The following is a 19,923-nucleotide window of genomic DNA, read 5'->3' on the forward strand; positions in this document are numbered from 1 at the left end:
TTTAACTGTCTGGTCGTGGGGTGCTTCGGCACTCCGCGGCCAGTTCGCGTTTGAGGATCTTTCCGGTGGGCCCCAGCGGCAGGGACTGCACGATATGGAAGTGCCGAGGGTACTTAAAGGCGGCCAGGTTGGCCCGGCACAATGCGTCGAGTTCTGCGACCAACGACGCGGGGTCGTCCTGCAGTGTGCGGGGCACCACGAAGGCGTGCACCTCTTCACCGACGCGATCATCCGGGCTGCCCAGCACCGCGCACTGACGCACCTGCTCGTGGGTGTAGAGCACGTCTTCGATCTCTCGGGGGTACACGGAATACCCGTTGCGTAGCACCATGTCTTTGAGCCGGTCAATGATGAAGATGTTGCCGTCGTCGTCCAAGCGGGCAACGTCGCCAGTGGCAAACCACGGGCCGTCGAAGACCTCGGCGGTAGCCTCGGGCAGGTTCCAGTACCCGGCCATGACGGACGGCCCCGCCACCCACAGTTGGCCGGGCTCACCTGCGGCCACCGGCTGGCCCGCCTCGTTGCGGACTTCCACGCTCACGCCATCGATGGCGCGTCCGACCGAACCCATCACGGGGGTGAAGCGCGGTTGGTTGAAGGAGACGACCGGCGCGGTCTCTGAGAGTCCATAGCCTTCGAGGATGGGGCACTCAAGCAGACGATCAAAATCGGCGTGGGTGGAGGCCGGCAACGGCGCTCCCCCGGAGATCCCATAGCGCAGGCGTCCCTTGAGGTCGTCATACTGGCCGGATTCCAGCTCGGCGGCCAGGGCCACATACATGGAAGGGACTGCGGCGATGACGGTCACTGCCGCCGCTCGGATCAGCTCCAGGGCAGATTGCGGCGCGAAGCGGGGCAACAACGCCACCGAGGCCCCGGCCGCGAAGACCGCGTTCATCGACACCGTCTGCCCGAAGGAGTGGAAGAGGGGCAGGCCGCCGAAGAACACATCGTTCAAGGTGTATTCGAAGACGCGCGCTACGGTGGTGGCGTTGGCGGTGAGGTTCCCGTGCGTGAGAGTGGCGCCCTTGGGGGTGCCGGTCGTGCCGGAGGTGTAGAGGATAACCGCCGCATCGTGCGGGCTGACCGGGCTGATCGTCGGTGCGGGGCCTTGTCGATCCCAGGCGGTCGCCGGGTCGAGAAAGACCAGCTTGGCCTCGGTTTCGATCTCATCGGCTTCCGACTCTGCGCGGGTTCCAGGCCAGGCCACCATGAGCGCGGCTTCGGAGTCGCGCAGGTGAAAGGTAATTTCGCGGGCGCTGAGCAACGGGTTGAGCGGTACCACGATGGCGCCGAGGGACAGCACCGCGTAATACAGCACCGGCATGTGCACCACGTTCGGTAGTGACAACGCCACGCGGGTCGACTCTGTGACCCCGCGTGCCTCAAGCCACCGCGCCGCTGCCGCGACCATGGAACTCAGTTGCGCGTAGGTGACGGGATCACCGTCAAGTACCAGCGCCGCGGCGTCCGGGTCTCCGCGCTTGATCAGTGCCGCCACGTTGTTCTCTGAGACGAGTGGGGGCAGTTGCGTTACTTCGCTCAAGGCACACCTTCGTAGCTCGTGATGAGTGTTGCGCATTTTTCCGTGCGCTAAACCGAGCCTACAACAGCGGCGACGGGAACTACCATAAGAACCGTACGACCCCGGTTTAGCAGGAGGAGACCCATGACCGAAGAACTCACTGCCGAAGAGATAGAATTCCTCAACTCGATATTCGACCTCGCACGGGATAACAAACCGCAGGCCTTAAGCTCTCTGATCGAACAGGGCATTCCCGTGAATCTCACGAACTCCAAGGGCGATACGTTGCTGATCTTGGCCGCGTACCACCAAAACGCCGAGGTGGTGGCCACCCTCATCGCTGCCGGTGCAGATCTCGACCGCGTCAACGACCGCGGCCAGTCGGCCCTGGCCTGCGCTGTTTTTCGAGGCAACCAGCAGATTGCCTCGCAGTTGCTGGACGCCGGCGCCGACGTAAATGCCGGGCACCAGACTCCGCTAGAGATCGCCCAGTTTTTCGGTATCGATCACCTGGTTCCTCTCTTGAAAGAACACGGCGCGGCAACACAGGGATAGTATTCGTTGCCCTAGGCCGCCCATTCGAGGAACTGCGCCGTCAACCCGGGGCCTCCCTCCATATCGCGGGCGATGACCAGGACGGTGTCGTCTCCTGCAATCGTGCCCAAAATAGGGTCGAAACCGGATTGGTCTATGGCCGAAGCAAGGAACTGGGCGGCACCCGGCGGGGTGCGAAGGATCACTAAATTCCCCGAGCATTCCGCGGTAATCAGGAGTTCCTTGAAGAGCGACACCATCCGTGCGTCGGCTCCGTCTACAGAAGCGCGGCGCACCGGATGATTAGGCACTGCGTAGATCAGACCCGACTGCTCATCGCGAATGCGCTCGGCTCCGATTTCTACCAGGTCACGGGAAAGGGTGGCCTGGGTGACTTTCACGCCATCGTCCGACAATAATTGTGCAAGCTCCGACTGCGAACGCACCCGATGCAACGAGAGCAACTCGACGATGCGTGCCTGCCGTGCAGTCTTCGTGGAGGGAATAGCCATTGTTGTGAACTTTCTGGAGTGGGTACTCCCGCGCTGTGGGGAGATTCCTTCGGATTTATACGCCGCTGTATGCACTCGTTGGGCGGAATAGTGCGAAGCCACTTCATATTATATGTAAAATCGGTCGGTTTTATGCACCGATGGAGGGGCTATTCAGAGCAGTCGTCACGATCTTTGGGAGGGCTGCGACGAAGGTTTCAAGCTCCTCTTCGCCGATGGTCAGCGCCGGTGCTAAACGCAGCGTCTGCGCGTCGGGTGCATTGATGATGAACCCGGCGTCCCGAGCGGCGGTGACGACTGCCGGGGCTAGGGGTGCCCCCTGGTTGGTCTGATCGGCGTGGAGCACGATGCCGATCAGCAGGCCGGCGCCGCGGGTTTCACGTACGCACTCGACTTCCTCAAGGGCCGCGCGCAACTTTTCCCCTAGGCCCGCCGCGCGGTCAAGGAGATGTTCCGCCTCAATCGTTGTGAGGGTGGCCAGGGCCGCCCTGGCGGCTAAGGGGTTTCCGCCAAAGGTCGTTCCGTGCATCCCGGCTTCGAGTAGGCCGATGTTTTCTTGACCGTTGACAATGGTCGCTCCCACGGGAAAACCACCACCCAGCCCTTTGGCGAGCGTGACCACGTCGGGGGCGTCCGGCCCCTGCAACTCGCGGGTGTGGGCGAACCAGGCCCCGGTGCGTCCGACACCGGTTTGCACCTCGTCGACGATCAGCAGGGCCCCCGCTTCGCGGGTCAGTTGGCGTGCGGCGGAAAGGTACCCTTCCGGAAGCGGCACAACGCCGGCCTCGCCCTGGATGGGTTCGACGATGATCGCCGCGACGTCTTCATTCATGTTCTCCTCAAGCTCCTGCAACGTGGCGGGGATGTGCCGGACGCCGGTGGGCATCGGTTCAAAGGGCGTCTTATAGGCCGGCTTGTGGGTGAGCGCCAGGGCACCCAAGCTACGGCCGTGGAATCCGTGCTCGAGCGCCAGGATGGAGGATTTAGCATGCAGATTTCCGTAGCGGCGAGCCAGTTTATAGGCAGCCTCGTTGGCCTCGGTGCCCGAGTTGGAGAAAAAGACGCGGCTGGGACCGGCGGCGCCTTGCAGTCGGATGAGTTGAGCGGCCAAGTTGACCTGCGGAACGGTGGTAAAGAAATTGGAGACGTGGGCCAATGTGGCCGCCTGATCGGCCACAGCCTTCACCCACGCAGGGTGCGCATAGCCGAGGGAATTGACGGCGATACCGGCCAGCAGGTCCAGATAGGTCTTCCCGTCTGCGTCGGTGACCTGAGAACCGCGGCCCTGAACGAGAACGAGCGAGGGGTCGCCGAAGACCGGTAACAGGTTTTTGGAGTAGTCAGTGAGCAGTTCATGCTGAGAGGCGTTCATGGTTTTCCTTACCAATACGTATCAAAACTGAGTGGGGTGCACCAGAAAGTCAGGTTGCGGTGGGTAAGCATCCGCCGCATCGTCGGGGGTGACCTGGGTGCCGATACCGGAGTCCGTGAAGATCTCCAGAAGCGGTGAGTGTTCCAGGCGGCCGTCCACGATCGACGCCCGGTTGACCCCCTGTTCGACGGCCTGCAGACAAGCCTTCATCTTGGGGATCATCCCGGAGACCAGCTCCGGCATGAGGGCCCGCAGCTCCGATACCGTCAACGACGAGATGAGCGAGGACGCGTCGGGCCAGTTGCGGTAGAGGCCTTCGACGTCGGTGAGGACCACCAGTTTCTCGGCGCGCAGGGCCGCGGCGACGGCCGCCGCCGCGGTATCGGCGTTGACGTTCAACACCGCGCCGGTCAACCCGCCGCGTCCGGCAGAGGGCCCCGCGGTGAAAGCCGGATCCTGCACTTCAGGGGCGACCGAGGAGATCACCGGGATCTTACCGGCGTTGATCATGGACATGATCGCGGTGGTGTTCACTCCCACCACCTCGCCAACCAGACCCAGGTCTGTCTCACGGCCGTCGATCTCGGTGGTCATGCGGCGAGCGCGCAGCAATCCGCCGTCTTCCCCGCTCATTGCCACCGCGTAGGGGCCGTGCGCGTTGATGAGTGAGACCAGCTCGCGGGCCACCTGCCCGGTGAGGACCATACGCACCACGTCCATGGCCTCGGGGGTGGTGTAGCGGAACCCGCCCCTGAACTCGCTGGGGATATTCAGACGGTCCAGCATGGCGGAGATCTGTGGACCTCCACCGTGGACCACGATCGGCGAGATCCCCACAGTTCGCAGGAACACCATGTCCGCCGCGAAGGCAGCGCGCAATTCTTCCGACACCATGGCGTTGCCACCGTATTTGAAGACCATGATTTTGCCCGTGAAACGCTGGATCCAGGGTAAGGCCTCCATGAGTGTCGAGGCTTTCGACTGGGCGTGGGCGAAGCGATCTGCAGCCGCGTGCTGATCGACCATGTTTGTTCCCTTCTGTGCGTGAATACCGAGAAGACCCGGCGGTCTAGCTGGAATAGGCGGAGTTTTCTTCGACGTAGTCGTGGGTTAGATCGTTGGTGACGATCGTGGCCTCCGCATCACCAGCCGACAGATCGATATCCACCTGTACCCGGCGGGACGCCGCCAGATCGACCAGATTGCGGTCTTCTCCGATCCCACCTGCGGTGCAGATTTGCACGCCATTGATGCTGACGTTGACCTGATCGGGTTCAAACTGCGCGGAGGTGGTACCCACCTCGGAGAGGATGCGGCCCCAGTTCGGGTCGTTGCCGAAGATGGCGCACTTAAATAGGTTCGACCGTGCCACCGCGCGTGAGACCTCCTCGGCGTCGTTCTCGCTGGCGGCGTTGAAGGTGCGAACGAAAATATCGTGGGATGCCCCCTCGGCGTCCCCGATGAGTTGATGCGCAAGATCCTGGCATACGGCCGTGAGCGCCTCGGTGAGTTCCTCGGCGGTGGGCTCCACCTGGCTTGCACCGGAGGACAGCAACAGCACCGTGTCATTGGTCGACATGCACCCGTCGGAGTCGGCGCGGTTGAAGCTCACTCGCACGGCTTCAGTCAGTGCCCGTTGAAGCTCCACGGGGGAAGCGACCACGGCGTCGGTGGTCAGCACCACGAGCATGGTAGCCAGGCCGGGGGCGAGCATGCCGGCGCCTTTGGCCATGCCGCCGAGATGAAACTCACCGGCCTCGGTGGTCGCCGCAATACCCGCTTCCTTAGCGACGGTATCGGTAGTCATGATGGCCTCGGCCGCCCGGGTTGCGGCGGCCTCCGAAACAGCCAGGGACGGCGCCGCGTCCGCGAGACCGGCCAGCAGTCGATCCATCGACAGGCGCTCGCCGATGAGGCCGGTGGAGCAGACCGCGACGTCCCCGGCGGCGACGTTCAGCAACTCCCCCGCTCTCTCGGCGGTGGCGTGGGTATCGCGGAATCCTGCCGGACCCGTGCACGCGTTGGCGCCACCGGAGTTGAGCACTACGGCGTCCACGCGCCCGTCGCTGAGTACCTGTTGCGACCAGAGGACAGGTGCCGCGGCGAATCGGTTGGTGGTAAACGCTCCGGCGGCATGGAAGTCGGGCCCGTGGTTGACGACCATCGCCAGGTCTCGCTTTCCCGGAACCGCGCTGATACCTGCCGCGACTCCGGTGGCGCTGAAACCGCGCGCGAAGGTCACGCCGCGGGTCTGAACTCCGGGGATCGTAGGTGAGGTGCTCATCAGGGTGCTAGTCCTTCCTGGGCCAGGCCCAAATCTTCGGGTAAACCGAGTGCGATGTTCATGGATTGGATGGCCCCGCCGGCGGTTCCCTTGGCGAGGTTGTCGATGGCCGCGGTAATGATCGCCCGGCGCGAGCGCTGGTCGAGGGCCAGCTGTAGGTGCGCGTGGTTACTGCCGAGCACCGATTGGGTGGTCGGCCACTGCCCCTCGGGGAGCATACGCACGTAGCGCTCCTGCCCGTAGGCACCTTCGTAGGCCTCCCGGAGTTCTTCGATACCCACACCCGGTGCCACGTGGGCGGTGCAGGTGGCCAAAATCCCGCGTGGCATGGGGGCCAGCGTGGGAGTAAAGCTGACCTGGGCCTCGCGCTCCGTAGCCCAGCGAATGCCCTGTTCGATCTCCGGGGTGTGCCGGTGCACCCCGCCCACCCCGTAAGGGCTCATCGAGCCCATCGCTTCGGAGGCCAGCAAGTGCGGTTTGAGCGCCTTGCCTGCCCCGGAGGTCCCGGAGGCGGCGACGATGACGACGTCCTCGGGGTCTAAGAGTCCGGCCTGCATGCCCGGCGCCAGCGCCAGGATCGACGCGGTGGGGTAACACCCGGGCACCGCGATGCGGCGGGTGTTGCGGAGGCGCTCGCGTTGCTTGGTGCCGTCTGCCAGTATCAGCTCGGGCAGGCCATAGGGCCAGTGGCCGGCGTATTCGGTGTCGTAGAAACGGCTCCAGTCGCGGCTTTGGTCGAGTCGGTGATCAGCCCCGGCATCGATCACCAGCGTGGATTCGGGCAGTTGGGCGGCAACCTCAGCGGACGCCCCATGCGGCAACGCAAGAAACACGACGTCGGCCCGGGAGAGGTTTTCAACGGTGGTCTCTTCAACCGTCAGCTCTGCGACGCTCGCCAGGTGAGGGGCCAGTTGCCCCATGCGCATGCCGGCCGAGGAATGCGCGGTTACGGTGTCGACGCGCACTTCGGGGTGGATGGCCAGCAGGCGTAGCACTTCCCCACCTGCGTAACCGGTGGCTCCTGATACTGCTATTGAAAGGGTCATGCCCAGATCATAGCGGAGATTTATGCATGAGTGCGATTATTTATTCACTATATGAGCGAAACCGAGCCAATCCCCTATTCATTTCATGCGAAATTGTTGTAGGTATGGGAAAAACCTCGCGCCGCGAAACCTGCAAAGCTAGGCTGAAACCATGAATAGAGCAGACTTACCCGCACAGCACACCGCCGTGACCGTCACCGAAACCGGCGACCCCGGCGTCCTGACCATCGATCAGGCCGAGCTACCGCAGCCGGGCCCCACCGAAGTACTTGTCAAAACCGCCGCAGCCGGGGTGAACTTCATCGACACGTATCAGCGCTCCGGGGTCTACCCCATGCAGCTGCCCTACGTTCCCGGCACCGAGGCCTCGGGCACCGTGGTAGCCGTCGGTGATCAGGTGAACACGGTGTCTGTGGGCGACCGTGTGGCCACCTGCATGGGCAACGCGTGCTACGCACAGTACTTTACGGTCGACGAAAAGTACGCCGCGCCCATACCCGACGGGGTCAGCGACGACATCGCCGCCGCCCTCCCCCTGCAGGGTGCCACGGCCCACTACCTTCTGCGCTCCACCTTCAAGGTCAAGCCCGAGCACACGGTGCTCTTTCATGCCGGCGCCGGTGGCGTCGGCGGGTTGGCCCTGCAACTACTCAAGCGCATCGGGGCCACTGTCATCACCACGGTCTCGACCGACGAAAAAGAACAGATCGCCCGCGCCCACGGCGCCGACCACGTGATCCGCTACGAAAATTTCGGTCAGCGCGTACGCGAGCTGACCGACGGGGCCGGAGTGGACGTTGTCTACGACTCGGTCGGTCGCGACACGTTCGAAGAATCACTGGGCACGCTCAAACCGCGCGGCATGGCGGTTCTCTTCGGCGGCGCTTCGGGGCAGGTGCCCCCGTTTGACCTGCAACAACTCAACCGGCTCGGTTCGCTCTACGTCACGCGCCCCTCGCTGGGTCACTACGTAGCGAGCCGCGAGGAATTTACCTGGCGCATGAGCGAGCTCTTCGACGCGGTGGCTACCGGGGAGCTGAAGGTCACCGTCGACCAGCGCTTCCCACTGAGCGAGGCCGCCGCCGCCCACGAATACCTCGAGGCACGCAAAACCCGCGGTAAGGTTCTCCTGATTCCCTAAACCCATATATCAAAGACCGAGGCCCTCACCTAGTGGGTGAGGGCCTCGGTCTTGTGGTCGAGGGCGCCGGCTACAGCTCGTTCCGAGCGCGTCGGCTCATGCGTAACGCACCGGCCACACCACCGGCAAAGATGAGCACCGCGCAGACCAGGCTGGCCCAACCGGCCATCTGCTCACCGCGCACGGACGACTCGGTGACGGGCTTCAGGGAACCCACCTTATCGGTGCGCACCACTTCGATCTGGTGGTCGCCAGTTTTCGCCAACAAAGCGTCGACCTCTTCGGGGAAATCGTCCTTCGTAGTGCCGGTCTGGCTACCGCGGAACTCCACCGACTGCCCACCGTTCACCTGACGGGCATCCGACAGTTCAGACTTGAAGGTCACACCGTTGAGGCCCTGATCGTTCGGCAGAGTACCGCTGTACTTGGCCACGTTCGACTCGGTCTGCAGGTCGGGCGTCAGATCGACGATCTTGCCCTGCATCACCCAGGTCTTCCCCTCCAGGCCCTCGTTTTGCTTCGCTTCATTGAGCTGGCGCACCCCAAAGAGGGCCAAAGCCAAGGTCAGCAACACGGCGGCCAACACCAGGCCCACCGCCTTGAGGCGCTGTGCAAGCCGAGAGCGCTCACCCTGAGTATCTTCCTCATCGACCAACTCAAAGAACCCATCCGAGCGGCCTGCCTCACCGTCTTCGATATGCACCTCATGGTCTAGGTCACAGTATTCGCGGCTGCTCACGCAGCATCACCTCCGCGTAACACGGCGCCGAAGCGCTCCTCGGCGACCTTTACAGCCTGGGCACGGGAAGCCGAGGCTTCGTCGGCGGTCAAGGTGCGGTCATCTGCGCGGAAACGCAGGGCGAAGGCCACGGACTTCTTCCCCGGTTCGATCCCGGTACCCCGGTAATCATCGAACACGCGGATATCTTCCATCAGGTCACCGGCACCCTCGGTCAGCGCCTCGACCAGAGCCGAAGCCGGAACATCGGCATCGACGATCAGCGCGACGTCCTGATTCGTGGCCGGGTATCCGAAGATGCCGCGAGCCTCCACCGGGCCACCCTTGTTCTCGAGCAGGGTCGAGAAGTTCATCTCAAAGGCACAGGTTCGTTCGGGCAGGTCCAGATCTTTGAGCAGTTTTGGGTGCAACTCGCCAGCGTAACCGATCACAGTATCTCCGGCGGAGAGCTCGGCGGTGCGTCCGGGATGGAAGGCCTGATGCTTACCCTGAGCGATCGTCAGCTCGACACCTGCGGCATCGGCGATCAACCGGGTGGCGTCCAGTGCGTCTCGCCAGTCGTAGGTGCGCGCGGAGGCGCCGGGCATATCCTCGTGTTCGGCCCCGATGAAAAGGCCTCCGACATGACGGGGCTGATCGGGGATGCCGGCGTTCAGATCGGCCAGTACAGCGTCGTCCGGACGCTTGCCGAGACCGGGGATCTCGCGCGAGCCCAGTTGCTCCCCCGGGATAAAGACGTGGCCGGATTCGAAAATGGCCAGGTTCTTGAAACCGCGGGACATATTGCGGCGAGCGACCTCCACCAGTCCGGGCAACAGGCTGCGGCGCAACCATCCCTGGGCCTCCGAGATCGGGTTGGCCAGCTTAATCGACGGCAGTTTGTCGCCGTCGTTCGGGGTGGCCCAGAGGTTGTTATCGGCTTCGGCCACGAAGGGGTAGGCGAAGACCTCGGTCATTCCGGCGGCAGCCAAAGCGTTGAGCACCGTGCGGCGGGCTTTCTGCTCCGTCGTGTATCCGCGCCCCGGAGGTGCCACGGGCAGGGTCGAGGGGATCTTGTCGTATCCGTGCAACCGGGCGATTTCCTCGGTGAGGTCTTCCTTGTGACGCAGGTCGGTGCGCCACGACGGTACGGTGACCGTGAAGTTCTCCGAGTCCGCGCTGACCTCAGCGCCGATCTCGGTCAGCGCCGAGAGAATATCGGCCTCGGAGTAGTCGACGCCGATGCGAGCGGAAGTGTACTGCTGGGGCAACTCGATGACGGCCGGCTCTGGGGTGGCCCCGGCGTCCGTCACGCCGTCTTCGACGGTAGCGCCACCGAGCTCCACCAGGAGGTCCACCGCACGTTGGGCGGCGGCAGCCTGCAACTGCGGGTCGACACCGCGCTCAAAACGCTTCGAAGCGTCCGAGGAGAGCTTGTGGCGACGTGAGGTGCGCGCGATCGAGACCTCGTCGAATCGGGCGGATTCGATAAGGATGTCGGTGGTTTCGGCGGAGGTCTCGGTCGAGGCTCCCCCCATCACGCCGGCCAGGCCGATCGGACCGGTCTCATCGCAGATCAGCAAGTCTTCGGGGTGAAGCTCCCGCTGCTTATCGTCGAGCGTGGTGAGCTTCTCGCCGGCGTTCGCGCGACGCACCGAGATGCCACCGGTCAGCTTCGCGGCGTCATAGAAGTGCAGCGGCTGGCCGGTTTCGAGCATCACGTAGTTCGAGATGTCCACAGGCAACGACACCGAACGGACGCCGGCCAAACGCAGGCGCGCCGACAGCCACGCGGGCACGGGGGCGGCGGAATTGACGCCGGTGACCTTGCGGGTGACCAGTCGGGTGCATCCCGCCTTGCCGTGAATGGGCGCGGTGTCGGCGAGCTCTACCCTATGACCGGAGGCGTTTGTGGCCGGTGCACGCTCGGCAAGCGCGGTGACGAAATCTTCGAAGGGCTCCCCTACCGCGTGGCAGTATTCACGTGCGATGCCGCGGATGGAGAAGGCGTAACCGCGGTCGGGGGTGACGTTGACCTCGGCGGCCTCGTCGTAAAGACCGAGAACTTCAAGGGCGTCGCTACCGATCTCCGGATCCAAGCCCAGGCTAGAGAGCACCAGAATGCCACCGTGATCGTCGCCGATGCCCAATTCGCGCACCGAGGCAATCATGCCGGCAGACTTATGGCCGTAGGTCTTGCGTGCGGTAATGGCGAAGCCCCCGGGGAGCACGGCTCCTGGCAGGGTGACGACGACTTTGTCACCCACCGAGAAATTATGGGCGCCACAGATAATGCCCTGCACGCCGGATTCTTCGATGCCCTTACCCGTCAGCGTCTGGGTCTGACCTTCCGGCACCACGCGCACCTGGCACCAGTTGACGGTCTTACCGTTCGAATGCGTCTCGGGTTCCATCGACAGCACCTGACCGACGACGATCGGGCCGGTCAGTTCATCGGTGGGGCGGTGTACGTCTTCTTCTTCCAGACCAACCCGGACCAGGGTAGCCATGACGTCTTCTGCCGTCGCGTCGGCAGGAACCGGTGCGTATTCACGCAACCAAGAAAGAGGGATACGCATGTTTTAGATCTCCATTCCGAACTGCTGGCTGAAGCGAATATCGCCTTCGATCATGTCGTGCATATCGAGCACGCCGTTGCGGAACATCAGGGTACGTTCCAGGCCCATACCGAAGGCGAATCCGGAGTAGACCTCGGGGTCGATACCGGCGGCACGCAACACGTTTGGGTTGACCATGCCGCAACCGCCCCACTCGATCCACTGCGGGCCGCCCTTGGCACCGGGGTGCCACAGATCGAGCTCGGCCGACGGTTCGGTGAACGGGAAGTAGTTGGGGCGCAGACGGATTTTCGCTTCGGGGCCGAACATCTCGCGGGCCATATGCTCTAAGGTTCCCTTGAGGTCAGCCATCGTCAGGCCCTTGTCGACGGCCAAGCCTTCGATCTGGTGGAAGACCGGGGTGTGGGTGGCGTCCAGCTCGTCGGTGCGGTACACCTGCCCCGGGCAGACGATGTACACCGGCAACTCGCGGCTCAGCAACGAACGCATCTGCACCGGTGAGGTATGGGTCCGCAACAACAGGTGAGCGCTGGCCGGCTCAATAAAGAAAGTATCTTGCAGTTCTCGTGCCGGGTGATCCGGTTCGAAGTTCAGCGAGTCGAAGTTGAACCATTCCGATTCGATTTCCGGCCCGTCCGCGACCTCCCAGCCCATGCCCACGAAGATATCGGTCAGGGCGTCCTGCAGAATGTTCAGCGGGTGGCGACCGCCCAACGGACGGCGCGCGCTGGCGGCGGTGACGTCCACGGCTTCTTCGACCAAAATCCGCGCGTCACGCTCTTCCTCAAGCTGGGCGTTGCGGGCATCCAGGGCCTTGGTCAGGCGACCGCGGGCCTGACCCATCAGCTTACCGACCTCGGCCTTGTGTTCCTTACGCAGGTTCCGCATCTGCTTGTTGGCCAGGGTAAACGCGCCGCGGTCACCCAGATACGCCAAACGAGTAGCCTTGAGCTGGTCAAAGTCGGCGGTGGAGTTCTCAATCTCGTGCTGGGCGCGAGCGAACTCGTCGGCAAACGCCTTCTTGACGGTCTCTAAACCGTTCTGTGGATCTGCTTCAAGGACGTCCGTCAGGTTGGCCAGGATCCGGTAGGATTCTGGCTCCTGGGCTTCGGTCGGCAAAGATTCAGTCATCAATAACTCATCTCGTAGCGGGTTCTCGGAAAGTCGCCATCGGGTACAAAAAAGCCCGGGCCGGTTCATACCTCAGTCTAGTAGGTCTGCCCGCCCCGGGTCGATTTTGCGTTCGTTGAACCGGCCCTGAACCGGTGATGTTAGGTTTTACATGCGCAACGAGCGGTAGAGTTTCGACTGATTGGCTTGCACCAGCCACACGATATTCAGGACCACCACCACGAGGTAGCAGACACCAGCAATGATGCTCAGCGCGCCCGATGCGGTGACGAAACAAATCACCGCAGAGATCAGGCCCATGATCACACCGAACAGCGCGAAGGCAACGCCCAGCATGCGTCCGTTGTTGAGGCGGCGATGCATCAGGTAACCGACGGTGCCGTAGAGCATCAAGGCCACCAGGATGGAGCAGATTCCTGCGGAAATTGCCGATCCTGAATCGAAGTGTCCCACCCGCTGTGCGGTCTCTACGTTGGTCGCGAAGCCCAGGCCAATGGCCAAGACGAAGAAGAGAGCGCTCCCGGCAAGGACGAGCTGGGAGGCACGTAGCGCGGGATTCTGCCGGACGGGTGCGGGGCTATAGGCGTAACCGGCGTTGGTTGCGAAGGGGTTAGCCTTGCCCGCAGTATGACTGTCGTAACTATCGGTTCCGTAGGTGTTGTAGTTTCCGTAACCGGTACTCGTGCCGTGGCCGCTTTCTTCGAGCAACTCTTGTTTGGTGGGTGACATGCTGGGCTCTGACCTTTCGTGAAGTTTTTCTCGCTCTTAGACTAGATTATGGCGAACTTCAGGTTTGAATGCAGTAACCAGCCACATGATGTTGACGACCAACAACGCTGCCGAGAAGATGGCCAGGAACCAGTACTCCGAGAAGATATTCAGCAGACCAAGGGCCGCACCGATAGTGCCCAAGATGCAGAAGACGATGCCGGTGATGCGGCCAGCGTTCTTGCCCTTCGCCAGCAGTTTGTACACCAGGGCGTAGAGGGCGGCCACAATGAGCATGCCCACGATATTGCCGATGACGGCAGAAGTCTTGATGGTTTCGCTATCGGTCTTGGCCCATGCAGACAACGCCACGTTGTCGGTGAAGAAGGCTTGCACCAGCATCATAAGCAGATAGATGGTAGCCGAAATCAGGGTGAGCTTAAGAAGCTTTTTGAGCACGGGGTGCTGACCGGGCGCAAAGGTACCGCCGTGGTCTCGGTTGTAACCACCCATGTTGATGGCCTGGGTGTCGTTGGGGGCGTTGTAGCGGGCGTCGTTATGTTCATAGGGTGGGGGCGTAGCCACGGTGTGCTCCTCATGTGTGATGGTATGTTTCTTACCATCATACGCGCCGGAGCGCCACCGCGGTGATCCGCAACACAATGTTACGAACCGGCGAATTTACGCTGTGAAGAGGCCCGATGCCAGGTAATCATTCTCGTCTTTCACTCCCGGTGGCACCGCAAACAGGGCGCTACCGGTATGGCGCAAATATTCGCTCATCGCGTCCGACTTCATCATCTTCTGCAGAATCGGGAAGAAGTGGGTGCGCGGATCGCAGACGAACGCGATGAAGAACAGACCGGCGTCCAAGTGTCCCAGACCGTCGGTGCCATCGGTGTAGTTGAACCCGCGACGCAACATCTGCTTGCCCTCATTCTGAGCGGGATGCATCAGCGCCACGTGCGAGTCGGCAGGGATGATGGGGCCGCCGCGTCCTTGCATATGAAAGTCCGGCGCATCGAACTCCCCGCCGCCAGACAGCGGAGCGCCCTCCTTCTTCGTGCGACCTACCACCTGCTCCTGCTCTTTCAGCGGGGCGCGATCCCAGGTTTCAATCAACATCCGAATACGGCGGGTAGCGCAATATGACCCACCGTCCATCCATGTCGGATTACCCTGGCTATTCTTCTCAGAGGCCCAGACGTGTTCGTTGACCAAGTCACCGTCTTCGACCTTGAGGTTGGCGGTGCCGTCCTTAAACCCGAACAGATTGCGAGGGGTTTGCTGCGACTTGCTCGTGGACGAGGTGCGGCCGAAGCCGAGCTGGCTCCATGCCACCACGGCGCGTCCGGCGGCGATGCGCACCAGATTACGGACGGCGTGGACAGCGACCTGCGGATCGTCGGCGCATGCCTGAATGCACAGGTCTCCCCCGCTACGGTTCTCCTCCAGCATGTCCCCTCGCATCTTGGGAACCTCGGTCAGCGCCGGAGGGAGCTTGTCTTTCAACCCAAAGCGGTCATGACCGCTCTCGTCGACAAACAGGCTACGCCCCAACCCAAAGGTGAGCGTGAGGTTTGCCGCCGAAAGACCCATTGCCTCACCGGTATCATCGGGCGGCATGTTGTACGACTCGCTGTCTTGCCCAACGCTCTCGCCCCGCATTAGCTGGCGAGCCGCCTTCGTCCAATCTTGGAACAGCTCTTGCAATTCCTCGCGAGTGGTCGCCTTGACCGTCAGCGCGACGAAGTGCATACGATCCGGAACCGCTGTGGTGATGCCCGGTTGATGTTCCCCGTGGAATTCTTGAATGTCGCTGGGGCCGGTCGACTCTTGGTGACCATCGGCGCAGGCTGAGACGGTGGCTGCGGTGGCCAGGCCCACGCCACCCAACAGCGCCGTGCGCCGATTCAGACGGAATTCTTTCATGACGATCCCTCCGTATGCTTTAACCCAGTACCGCACCGGTCAACTGGGACAGCGGTTCTGAGAGGGCATCGATAGCATCGGATAGCTCACGGACCTCGTCCTTGGAAAGCTTCTCGTAACTGACGAAAGTCTCCCCCTGCTTGTGCTGGTTCAATAGCTCCTGCACGTGGGCGAATTTCTTATCGAGACTATTGACCAGCTCAGGGTCCTTCGCCTGCACGATGGGCTTGACCACCTCATATGCTTTACGGGCCCCGTCGATGTTGCCCTGGAAATCTGAGAGGTCGGTGTGAGACCAGATCTCTTCTTCACCGGTGACCTTCGAAGCGGCGACTTCATCCAGCAGTCCCTTGGAGCCGTTAGTAATTTGGTCGACCGTCAGCTTCGTGTCACCGATCTTCTGCACCAGCGCTTCCGTGTCACCGATCAGTTTCTCGGCTACCTGTTGACGCTCTCCCTGCGTCAACGGAGTGTACTTTTTGCCGTCGTTCTGCTCGGCAGTCGGTTGCCAGAGATCCTTTTCGATCTTGTGCCAACCGGTCCACTCCTGCCCCTGTTCAAGGTCAGCCTCGCGGGCGTCCAACATCGGGTCGAGGTCTCCAAAGGACTCGGCCACCGGTTCGATACGCTCGAAGTGAATGCGAGCCGGGGCGTAGAGTTCCTTGGCGCGCTCGTCGTCACCGGCGGCATAGGCCGCGGTAAACTCCTCGGTCGCCGACTTCAACTCGCCGGCTTCCTTATTCACGTAGGAGCTGTAGACCGCCACGGCTTGATCACGTTGTTGCTGCTCGTTCTCCGAAACCTTCCCGGCCTCGGCATTGGCCTTGACCGTGAAGTCACCGACGATGCCGTCACCAACCATTCCCGGCTTACAAGAGGTCTTGTACTTACCCTCGGCCAGATTGACCGTCAAATCTCGGGAAATACCGGGGCCGATGTTTTCAGCCTCGGAGACCACGCGCTTGCCGTCTTCACCCAACACGTAGAATTCGGTCACCTGGGTGCCATCGTTCTTGATGGTGAAGGTCGTGGGGCCGGCTTTGGTTTCGGTGGCCGACACCTTGCATTCGTTCTCGGTGGAGGAAACGGAGATCCTGCCGTCCTCGGCATTCGTCGGGTTGTTGGGGGTGCACCCGGTGATGGCCAGCGCGGTAAGGGTCAGAGCCGCCGACGCGGCAAACATCTTTGAATTCATGATGATCTTTCCAAAAGAGGGACTCGACGACGGTGTCGAAGTGCGATTTTATGCGGCTACCTGAGCACGCGGGGCGCGGGCACGAACCCGGTAAGAACGAACGAAGAAGAACAGGACGGTCCCCACATACAGAACCCAAGCGATCGCTTCAAGCCAGGTGGTCGCCGGGGAGAAGTTGAAGACACCCTTCAGCAGGGTTGCGGTGACAGAGGAGGGCTCGATGATATGCGATACATCGAAAGCCAGGTTGTGCAGGCCAGGAAGGATGCCTGCCTCCTGCAGATCGTGGATGCCGTAAGAGAGCACACCGGCGGCGACGAAAATCAAGAAAACACCGCTGTAGGTAAAGAACTTGGAAAGATTGAGTTTGAGCACCCCGCGCATCAGCATCCACGCCAAACCAATGGCAATGATGATGCCCAGCAGTGCCCCAACCAGGGCAAGGGAACCGGCACCGGTCGCCTGAGTCGCGGCCCAGATGAAGAGCGCCGTTTCGAGCCCCTCGCGTCCCACCGAGAGGGCCGCAAGCAGCACCACTCCCCACGCGCTGTGCTGCACCACGTCGAGTTTGCCCCCGAGTTCTTTGGAGAGGTGCCGGGAGTTGCCGGCCATCCAGAAGATCATCCAGGTAACAAACACCACGGCGAGGATTGAAAGGAACCCTCCGATGGCCTCCTGCGCCTCGAAGGTGAGACCGTTGGGTCCGAAGGTGAGGAATGCACCAAATCCGAGAGATACAAACACAGCCGCGGCCACCCCTGCCCAGATTTTCGGCAATAGATGCGCGCGACCCGTCTTACGGACGTAGGCGATCAAGATACCCACGACGAGGGCAGCTTCGAGGCCTTCTCGCAGGCCGATCAGGAAATTCTGGAACACAGTACGACTTCCGTAGGTGACTTTACTTAGGCTCACCTATCTTATGTCTTCGCACTGCCTTAAGTCACAAATTTATGCCCTAATCGTCAAAAATTTGTAGATTCTCGATGTTCACCCAGTTATCGGCCGAGTTTCTCCAGCAAAGCCTCGACGATTTTCAGGTCAGCCGGGATCCAATCGAGCTCCAACAGGGAACGGTCAAGATCCACCCAGCGCAACTCGCTGTGGTCCTGCAGTGCCTCCGGGGTATGACCGTCGATGATCTGAGCACAGAAAACGCGCATCGCGGCGTCCTCATTGAGCTCCCAACCCTGCTCATGCGGGCCCACGATCTCGGTGCCGGTGCGCACCATGACGCCCAGTTCTTCGTGAATCTCCCGGACCAACGCCTGCTGCTCGGTTTCGCCGTATTCGACCTTTCCACCGGGGAATTCCCACAACCCAGCAGCCCATTCAGGAGCACTACGCTGGGCAACCAAGAGAACCTGCGGGTCGGTTAAGGAATCGAAGATCGCGGCCCCCACTACCTGGGTGCTGTACTGCTGCTGGCCGGTGGGCTGTTCGGTCATTTTTCTCCTCGGAAGATAGCGCGTGCTGATGCATAGAGACACACCGCGGCTGCCACCGATACGTTCAGCGATTCTGCAGAACCGTGGACGGGCACCGCAACCTTGGTATTGGCTACGGCCTTTTCAGCGCGGGTGAGACCCTGGGCTTCGTTGCCGAACAACCACAGGGTGGGTCTGGAAAGATCATACTTCGGTTTTTTCTCAAGCTCTATACCGTAGTATGCGGCGACCGCCGCGTCGGAAAGGTCATCGAGATTGACGGCACCGTAACCGTCGGCCGCCAGCACACCAATGCCCTGGGCCTTGGCGTCCTCGGCGAATTCTTCGAGCTCAACACCCTGGATGATCGGTACGTGAAAAATGGAGCCGGCGGTAGAACGAACGGTCTTGGGGTTATAAAGATCCACCGTCCCCTTCGTGGCGATCACGAGGTCGGCACCCGCGGCATCCGCAGCCCTCAGAATCGTTCCCGCATTGCCGGGATCCTGCACGCGGGTCAGCGTAGCCATCAACCGAGGATTAATCGCCTCGGCCCCGAAGATCTCGTCTGCGGTGATGTCCAAGGTAAACGCCACGGCCACAATCCCCTGCGGGGTGACGGCGTCTGCCATAGCGGCCAACACCTCGTCGGTCACCATCCGCATGAAGACCTTCCGACCCGGTTCGGGGGTGGGGGTGCCATACGCCTCCTCGAGCAGGTCGGCGATGTCGTCATGTCGTTCTAAAGCCGACTCGGTAACGTAGACCGCGTCCAACACCGGAGCCTGATCCAGGTGATACTTCAGGGCTTCTCGAACGCACTGCGGTCCTTCAACGAGAAACTGATTCTTCTTGGTTCTAGCTCGACGGGTTGCTAACGCGGCTACATCCTTGACGCGATCTGCATTCGGATTTTCCATCACGACAGGGGTTCGAAGGCGTTCTATAAATTCCACGGGTCTCATCTTACCCGAGCCGCCTTATCGCGATGGACGCCCATACAGGGGCCGGCGGTGCCCTTAAACACAAGCGCCGCCAACCCTTCGGGGCGGCGGCGCTTGAGTGCACTCTCGACGAGAAGCTTATGCGTTCTTCGGAGCGGAAGTGTCAGCAGGCAGGTTGTTCTTAGCGATCTCAACCAGTGCCTTGAAAGCAGCCGGCTCGTTGACGGCCAGCTCAGCCAGCATACGGCGGTCAACCTCAACCTCAGCAGCCTTCAGGCCCTGGATGAAGCGGTTGTAGGTCAGACCCTCAGCGCGTGCAGCTGCGTTGATGCGCTGGATCCACAGACGACGGAAGTCGCCCTTCTTCTTGCGACGGTGGTCGTAGCTGTAAACGAGCGAGTGGATGACCTGCTCTTTAGCCTTGCGGTACAGGCGCGAACGCTGACCGCGGTAACCGGATGCTCGGTCGAGGATGACTCGACGCTTCTTGTGCGCGTTGACCGCGCGCTTCACACGTGCCACGTGTGTCTCCTTCGTCTTATGTCCTTACCGGCCATTTTTTGTTCCGGCAAGGAGCGAGTTCTAAAAAGTTTTCAGCCCTGGTAAGGGGCACAAGGTGTAGTGAAGAAGTCGATGAACTTACTTGTTCAGCATCTTCTTGATGACCTTCGCCTGACCGCCGGTAACGATCTGGTCGGATGCCAGACGACGGGTCAGTCGCGAGGACTTGTGCTCCAGGTAGTGGCGGCGGTTAGCCTGCTGGCGCTTTACCTTGCCGGTACCGGTGAGCTTGAAACGCTTCTTAGCACCAGAGTGGGTCTTCTGCTTCGGCATAGCTGCCGTTCTCCTTACGTTCTGCTTTCGGCGAGTGCCGA

At 61.7% G+C, this 19,923-nt stretch carries 20 protein-coding genes; 2 read left to right on the forward strand and 18 right to left on the reverse strand.

Features of this window, described 5'->3' with window-relative positions; genetic code table 11:
- Position 1: 1 nt before the first annotated feature.
- Entirely contained in the window at positions 2-1,546 is a 1,545-nt protein-coding gene (locus VVR12_RS08710; RefSeq protein ID WP_368550825.1) for an AMP-binding protein, read from the reverse strand.
- A 123-nt stretch (positions 1,547-1,669) separates the two neighbouring features.
- Here VVR12_RS08710 and VVR12_RS08715 point away from each other — a divergent pair, with 123 nt between their 5' ends.
- On the forward strand, positions 1,670-2,080 hold the full coding sequence (locus VVR12_RS08715) for an ankyrin repeat domain-containing protein (protein WP_368550826.1): 411 nt from the start codon (positions 1,670-1,672) through the stop codon (positions 2,078-2,080).
- Positions 2,081-2,091: 11 nt separating this feature from the next.
- On the opposite strand, the gene VVR12_RS08720 is transcribed toward VVR12_RS08715, so the two are convergent.
- The 5 genes from VVR12_RS08720 to argC all read right to left on the reverse strand — a co-directional run bounded on the left by VVR12_RS08720 (position 2,092) and on the right by argC (position 7,273).
- Entirely contained in the window at positions 2,092-2,571 is a 480-nt protein-coding gene (locus VVR12_RS08720; protein WP_368550827.1) for an arginine repressor, read from the reverse strand.
- Between the two features lie 130 nt (positions 2,572-2,701).
- Positions 2,702-3,943 carry an acetylornithine transaminase gene (locus tag VVR12_RS08725; protein ID WP_368550828.1) on the reverse strand — a complete coding sequence of 414 codons (1,242 nt, stop codon included), beginning with the start codon at positions 3,941-3,943 and terminating at the stop codon, positions 2,702-2,704.
- Positions 3,944-3,964: 21 nt separating this feature from the next.
- Complete coding sequence (gene argB, locus VVR12_RS08730) at positions 3,965-4,969, reverse strand: acetylglutamate kinase (RefSeq protein ID WP_368550829.1); 1,005 nt, start codon at positions 4,967-4,969, stop codon at positions 3,965-3,967.
- A 43-nt stretch (positions 4,970-5,012) separates the two neighbouring features.
- Complete coding sequence (gene argJ, locus VVR12_RS08735) at positions 5,013-6,227, reverse strand: bifunctional glutamate N-acetyltransferase/amino-acid acetyltransferase ArgJ (protein ID WP_368550830.1); 1,215 nt, start codon at positions 6,225-6,227, stop codon at positions 5,013-5,015.
- Entirely contained in the window at positions 6,227-7,273 is a 1,047-nt protein-coding gene (gene argC / locus VVR12_RS08740) for an N-acetyl-gamma-glutamyl-phosphate reductase (RefSeq protein WP_368550831.1), read from the reverse strand. The genes argJ and argC overlap by 1 nt, the downstream gene beginning before the upstream one ends.
- Positions 7,274-7,424: 151 nt before the next feature.
- Here argC and VVR12_RS08745 point away from each other — a divergent pair, with 151 nt between their 5' ends.
- Positions 7,425-8,414 carry a quinone oxidoreductase gene (locus tag VVR12_RS08745; RefSeq protein WP_368550832.1) on the forward strand — a complete coding sequence of 330 codons (990 nt, stop codon included), beginning with the start codon at positions 7,425-7,427 and terminating at the stop codon, positions 8,412-8,414.
- A 70-nt stretch (positions 8,415-8,484) separates the two neighbouring features.
- Here the strand turns inward: VVR12_RS08745 and VVR12_RS08750 are convergent, their stop codons facing one another.
- The 12 genes from VVR12_RS08750 to rpmI form a co-directional block, all read right to left on the reverse strand.
- Positions 8,485-9,153 (reverse strand): hypothetical protein, encoded by a 669-nt coding sequence (locus VVR12_RS08750; RefSeq protein WP_368550833.1) that lies wholly within the window; start codon positions 9,151-9,153, stop codon positions 8,485-8,487.
- The gene (gene pheT, locus VVR12_RS08755) at positions 9,150-11,711 is read right to left on the reverse strand and encodes a phenylalanine--tRNA ligase subunit beta (RefSeq protein WP_368550834.1); all 2,562 of its coding nucleotides are present in this window, start codon (positions 11,709-11,711) and stop codon (positions 9,150-9,152) included. The genes VVR12_RS08750 and pheT overlap by 4 nt, the downstream gene beginning before the upstream one ends.
- Positions 11,712-11,714: 3 nt before the next feature.
- Positions 11,715-12,842, reverse strand: a complete 1,128-nt coding sequence (gene pheS, locus VVR12_RS08760; RefSeq protein WP_368550835.1) for a phenylalanine--tRNA ligase subunit alpha — start codon at positions 12,840-12,842, stop codon at positions 11,715-11,717.
- Between the two features lie 147 nt (positions 12,843-12,989).
- Positions 12,990-13,571 (reverse strand): hypothetical protein, encoded by a 582-nt coding sequence (locus VVR12_RS08765; protein WP_368550837.1) that lies wholly within the window; start codon positions 13,569-13,571, stop codon positions 12,990-12,992.
- A gap of 36 nt (positions 13,572-13,607) precedes the next feature.
- Positions 13,608-14,135 (reverse strand): hypothetical protein, encoded by a 528-nt coding sequence (locus VVR12_RS08770; protein WP_368550838.1) that lies wholly within the window; start codon positions 14,133-14,135, stop codon positions 13,608-13,610.
- Between the two features lie 96 nt (positions 14,136-14,231).
- A complete protein-coding gene (efeB, locus tag VVR12_RS08775) occupies positions 14,232-15,482 on the reverse strand; it encodes an iron uptake transporter deferrochelatase/peroxidase subunit (RefSeq protein ID WP_368550839.1) in 1,251 nt (416 codons plus the stop codon).
- Positions 15,483-15,501: 19 nt separating this feature from the next.
- Positions 15,502-16,677 (reverse strand): iron uptake system protein EfeO, encoded by a 1,176-nt coding sequence (gene efeO / locus VVR12_RS08780; protein WP_368550840.1) that lies wholly within the window; start codon positions 16,675-16,677, stop codon positions 15,502-15,504.
- A gap of 48 nt (positions 16,678-16,725) precedes the next feature.
- The gene (efeU, locus tag VVR12_RS08785) at positions 16,726-17,556 is read right to left on the reverse strand and encodes an iron uptake transporter permease EfeU (RefSeq protein ID WP_368550841.1); all 831 of its coding nucleotides are present in this window, start codon (positions 17,554-17,556) and stop codon (positions 16,726-16,728) included.
- A gap of 119 nt (positions 17,557-17,675) precedes the next feature.
- Complete coding sequence (locus VVR12_RS08790; protein ID WP_368550842.1) at positions 17,676-18,125, reverse strand: (deoxy)nucleoside triphosphate pyrophosphohydrolase; 450 nt, start codon at positions 18,123-18,125, stop codon at positions 17,676-17,678.
- Entirely contained in the window at positions 18,122-19,024 is a 903-nt protein-coding gene (locus VVR12_RS08795; RefSeq protein ID WP_368551144.1) for a TrmH family RNA methyltransferase, read from the reverse strand. Before VVR12_RS08795 ends, VVR12_RS08790 begins: the two co-directional genes overlap by 4 nt.
- A gap of 162 nt (positions 19,025-19,186) precedes the next feature.
- Complete coding sequence (gene rplT / locus VVR12_RS08800; protein WP_368550843.1) at positions 19,187-19,570, reverse strand: 50S ribosomal protein L20; 384 nt, start codon at positions 19,568-19,570, stop codon at positions 19,187-19,189.
- 117 nt (positions 19,571-19,687) lie between these two features.
- Entirely contained in the window at positions 19,688-19,882 is a 195-nt protein-coding gene (gene rpmI / locus VVR12_RS08805) for a 50S ribosomal protein L35 (RefSeq protein WP_168615440.1), read from the reverse strand.
- Positions 19,883-19,923: the final 41 nt, after the last annotated feature.

Origin of the sequence: Rothia sp. LK2588, from assembly GCF_040946465.1 — a bacterium.
Taxonomy (GTDB): Bacteria; Actinomycetota; Actinomycetes; order Actinomycetales; family Micrococcaceae; genus Rothia.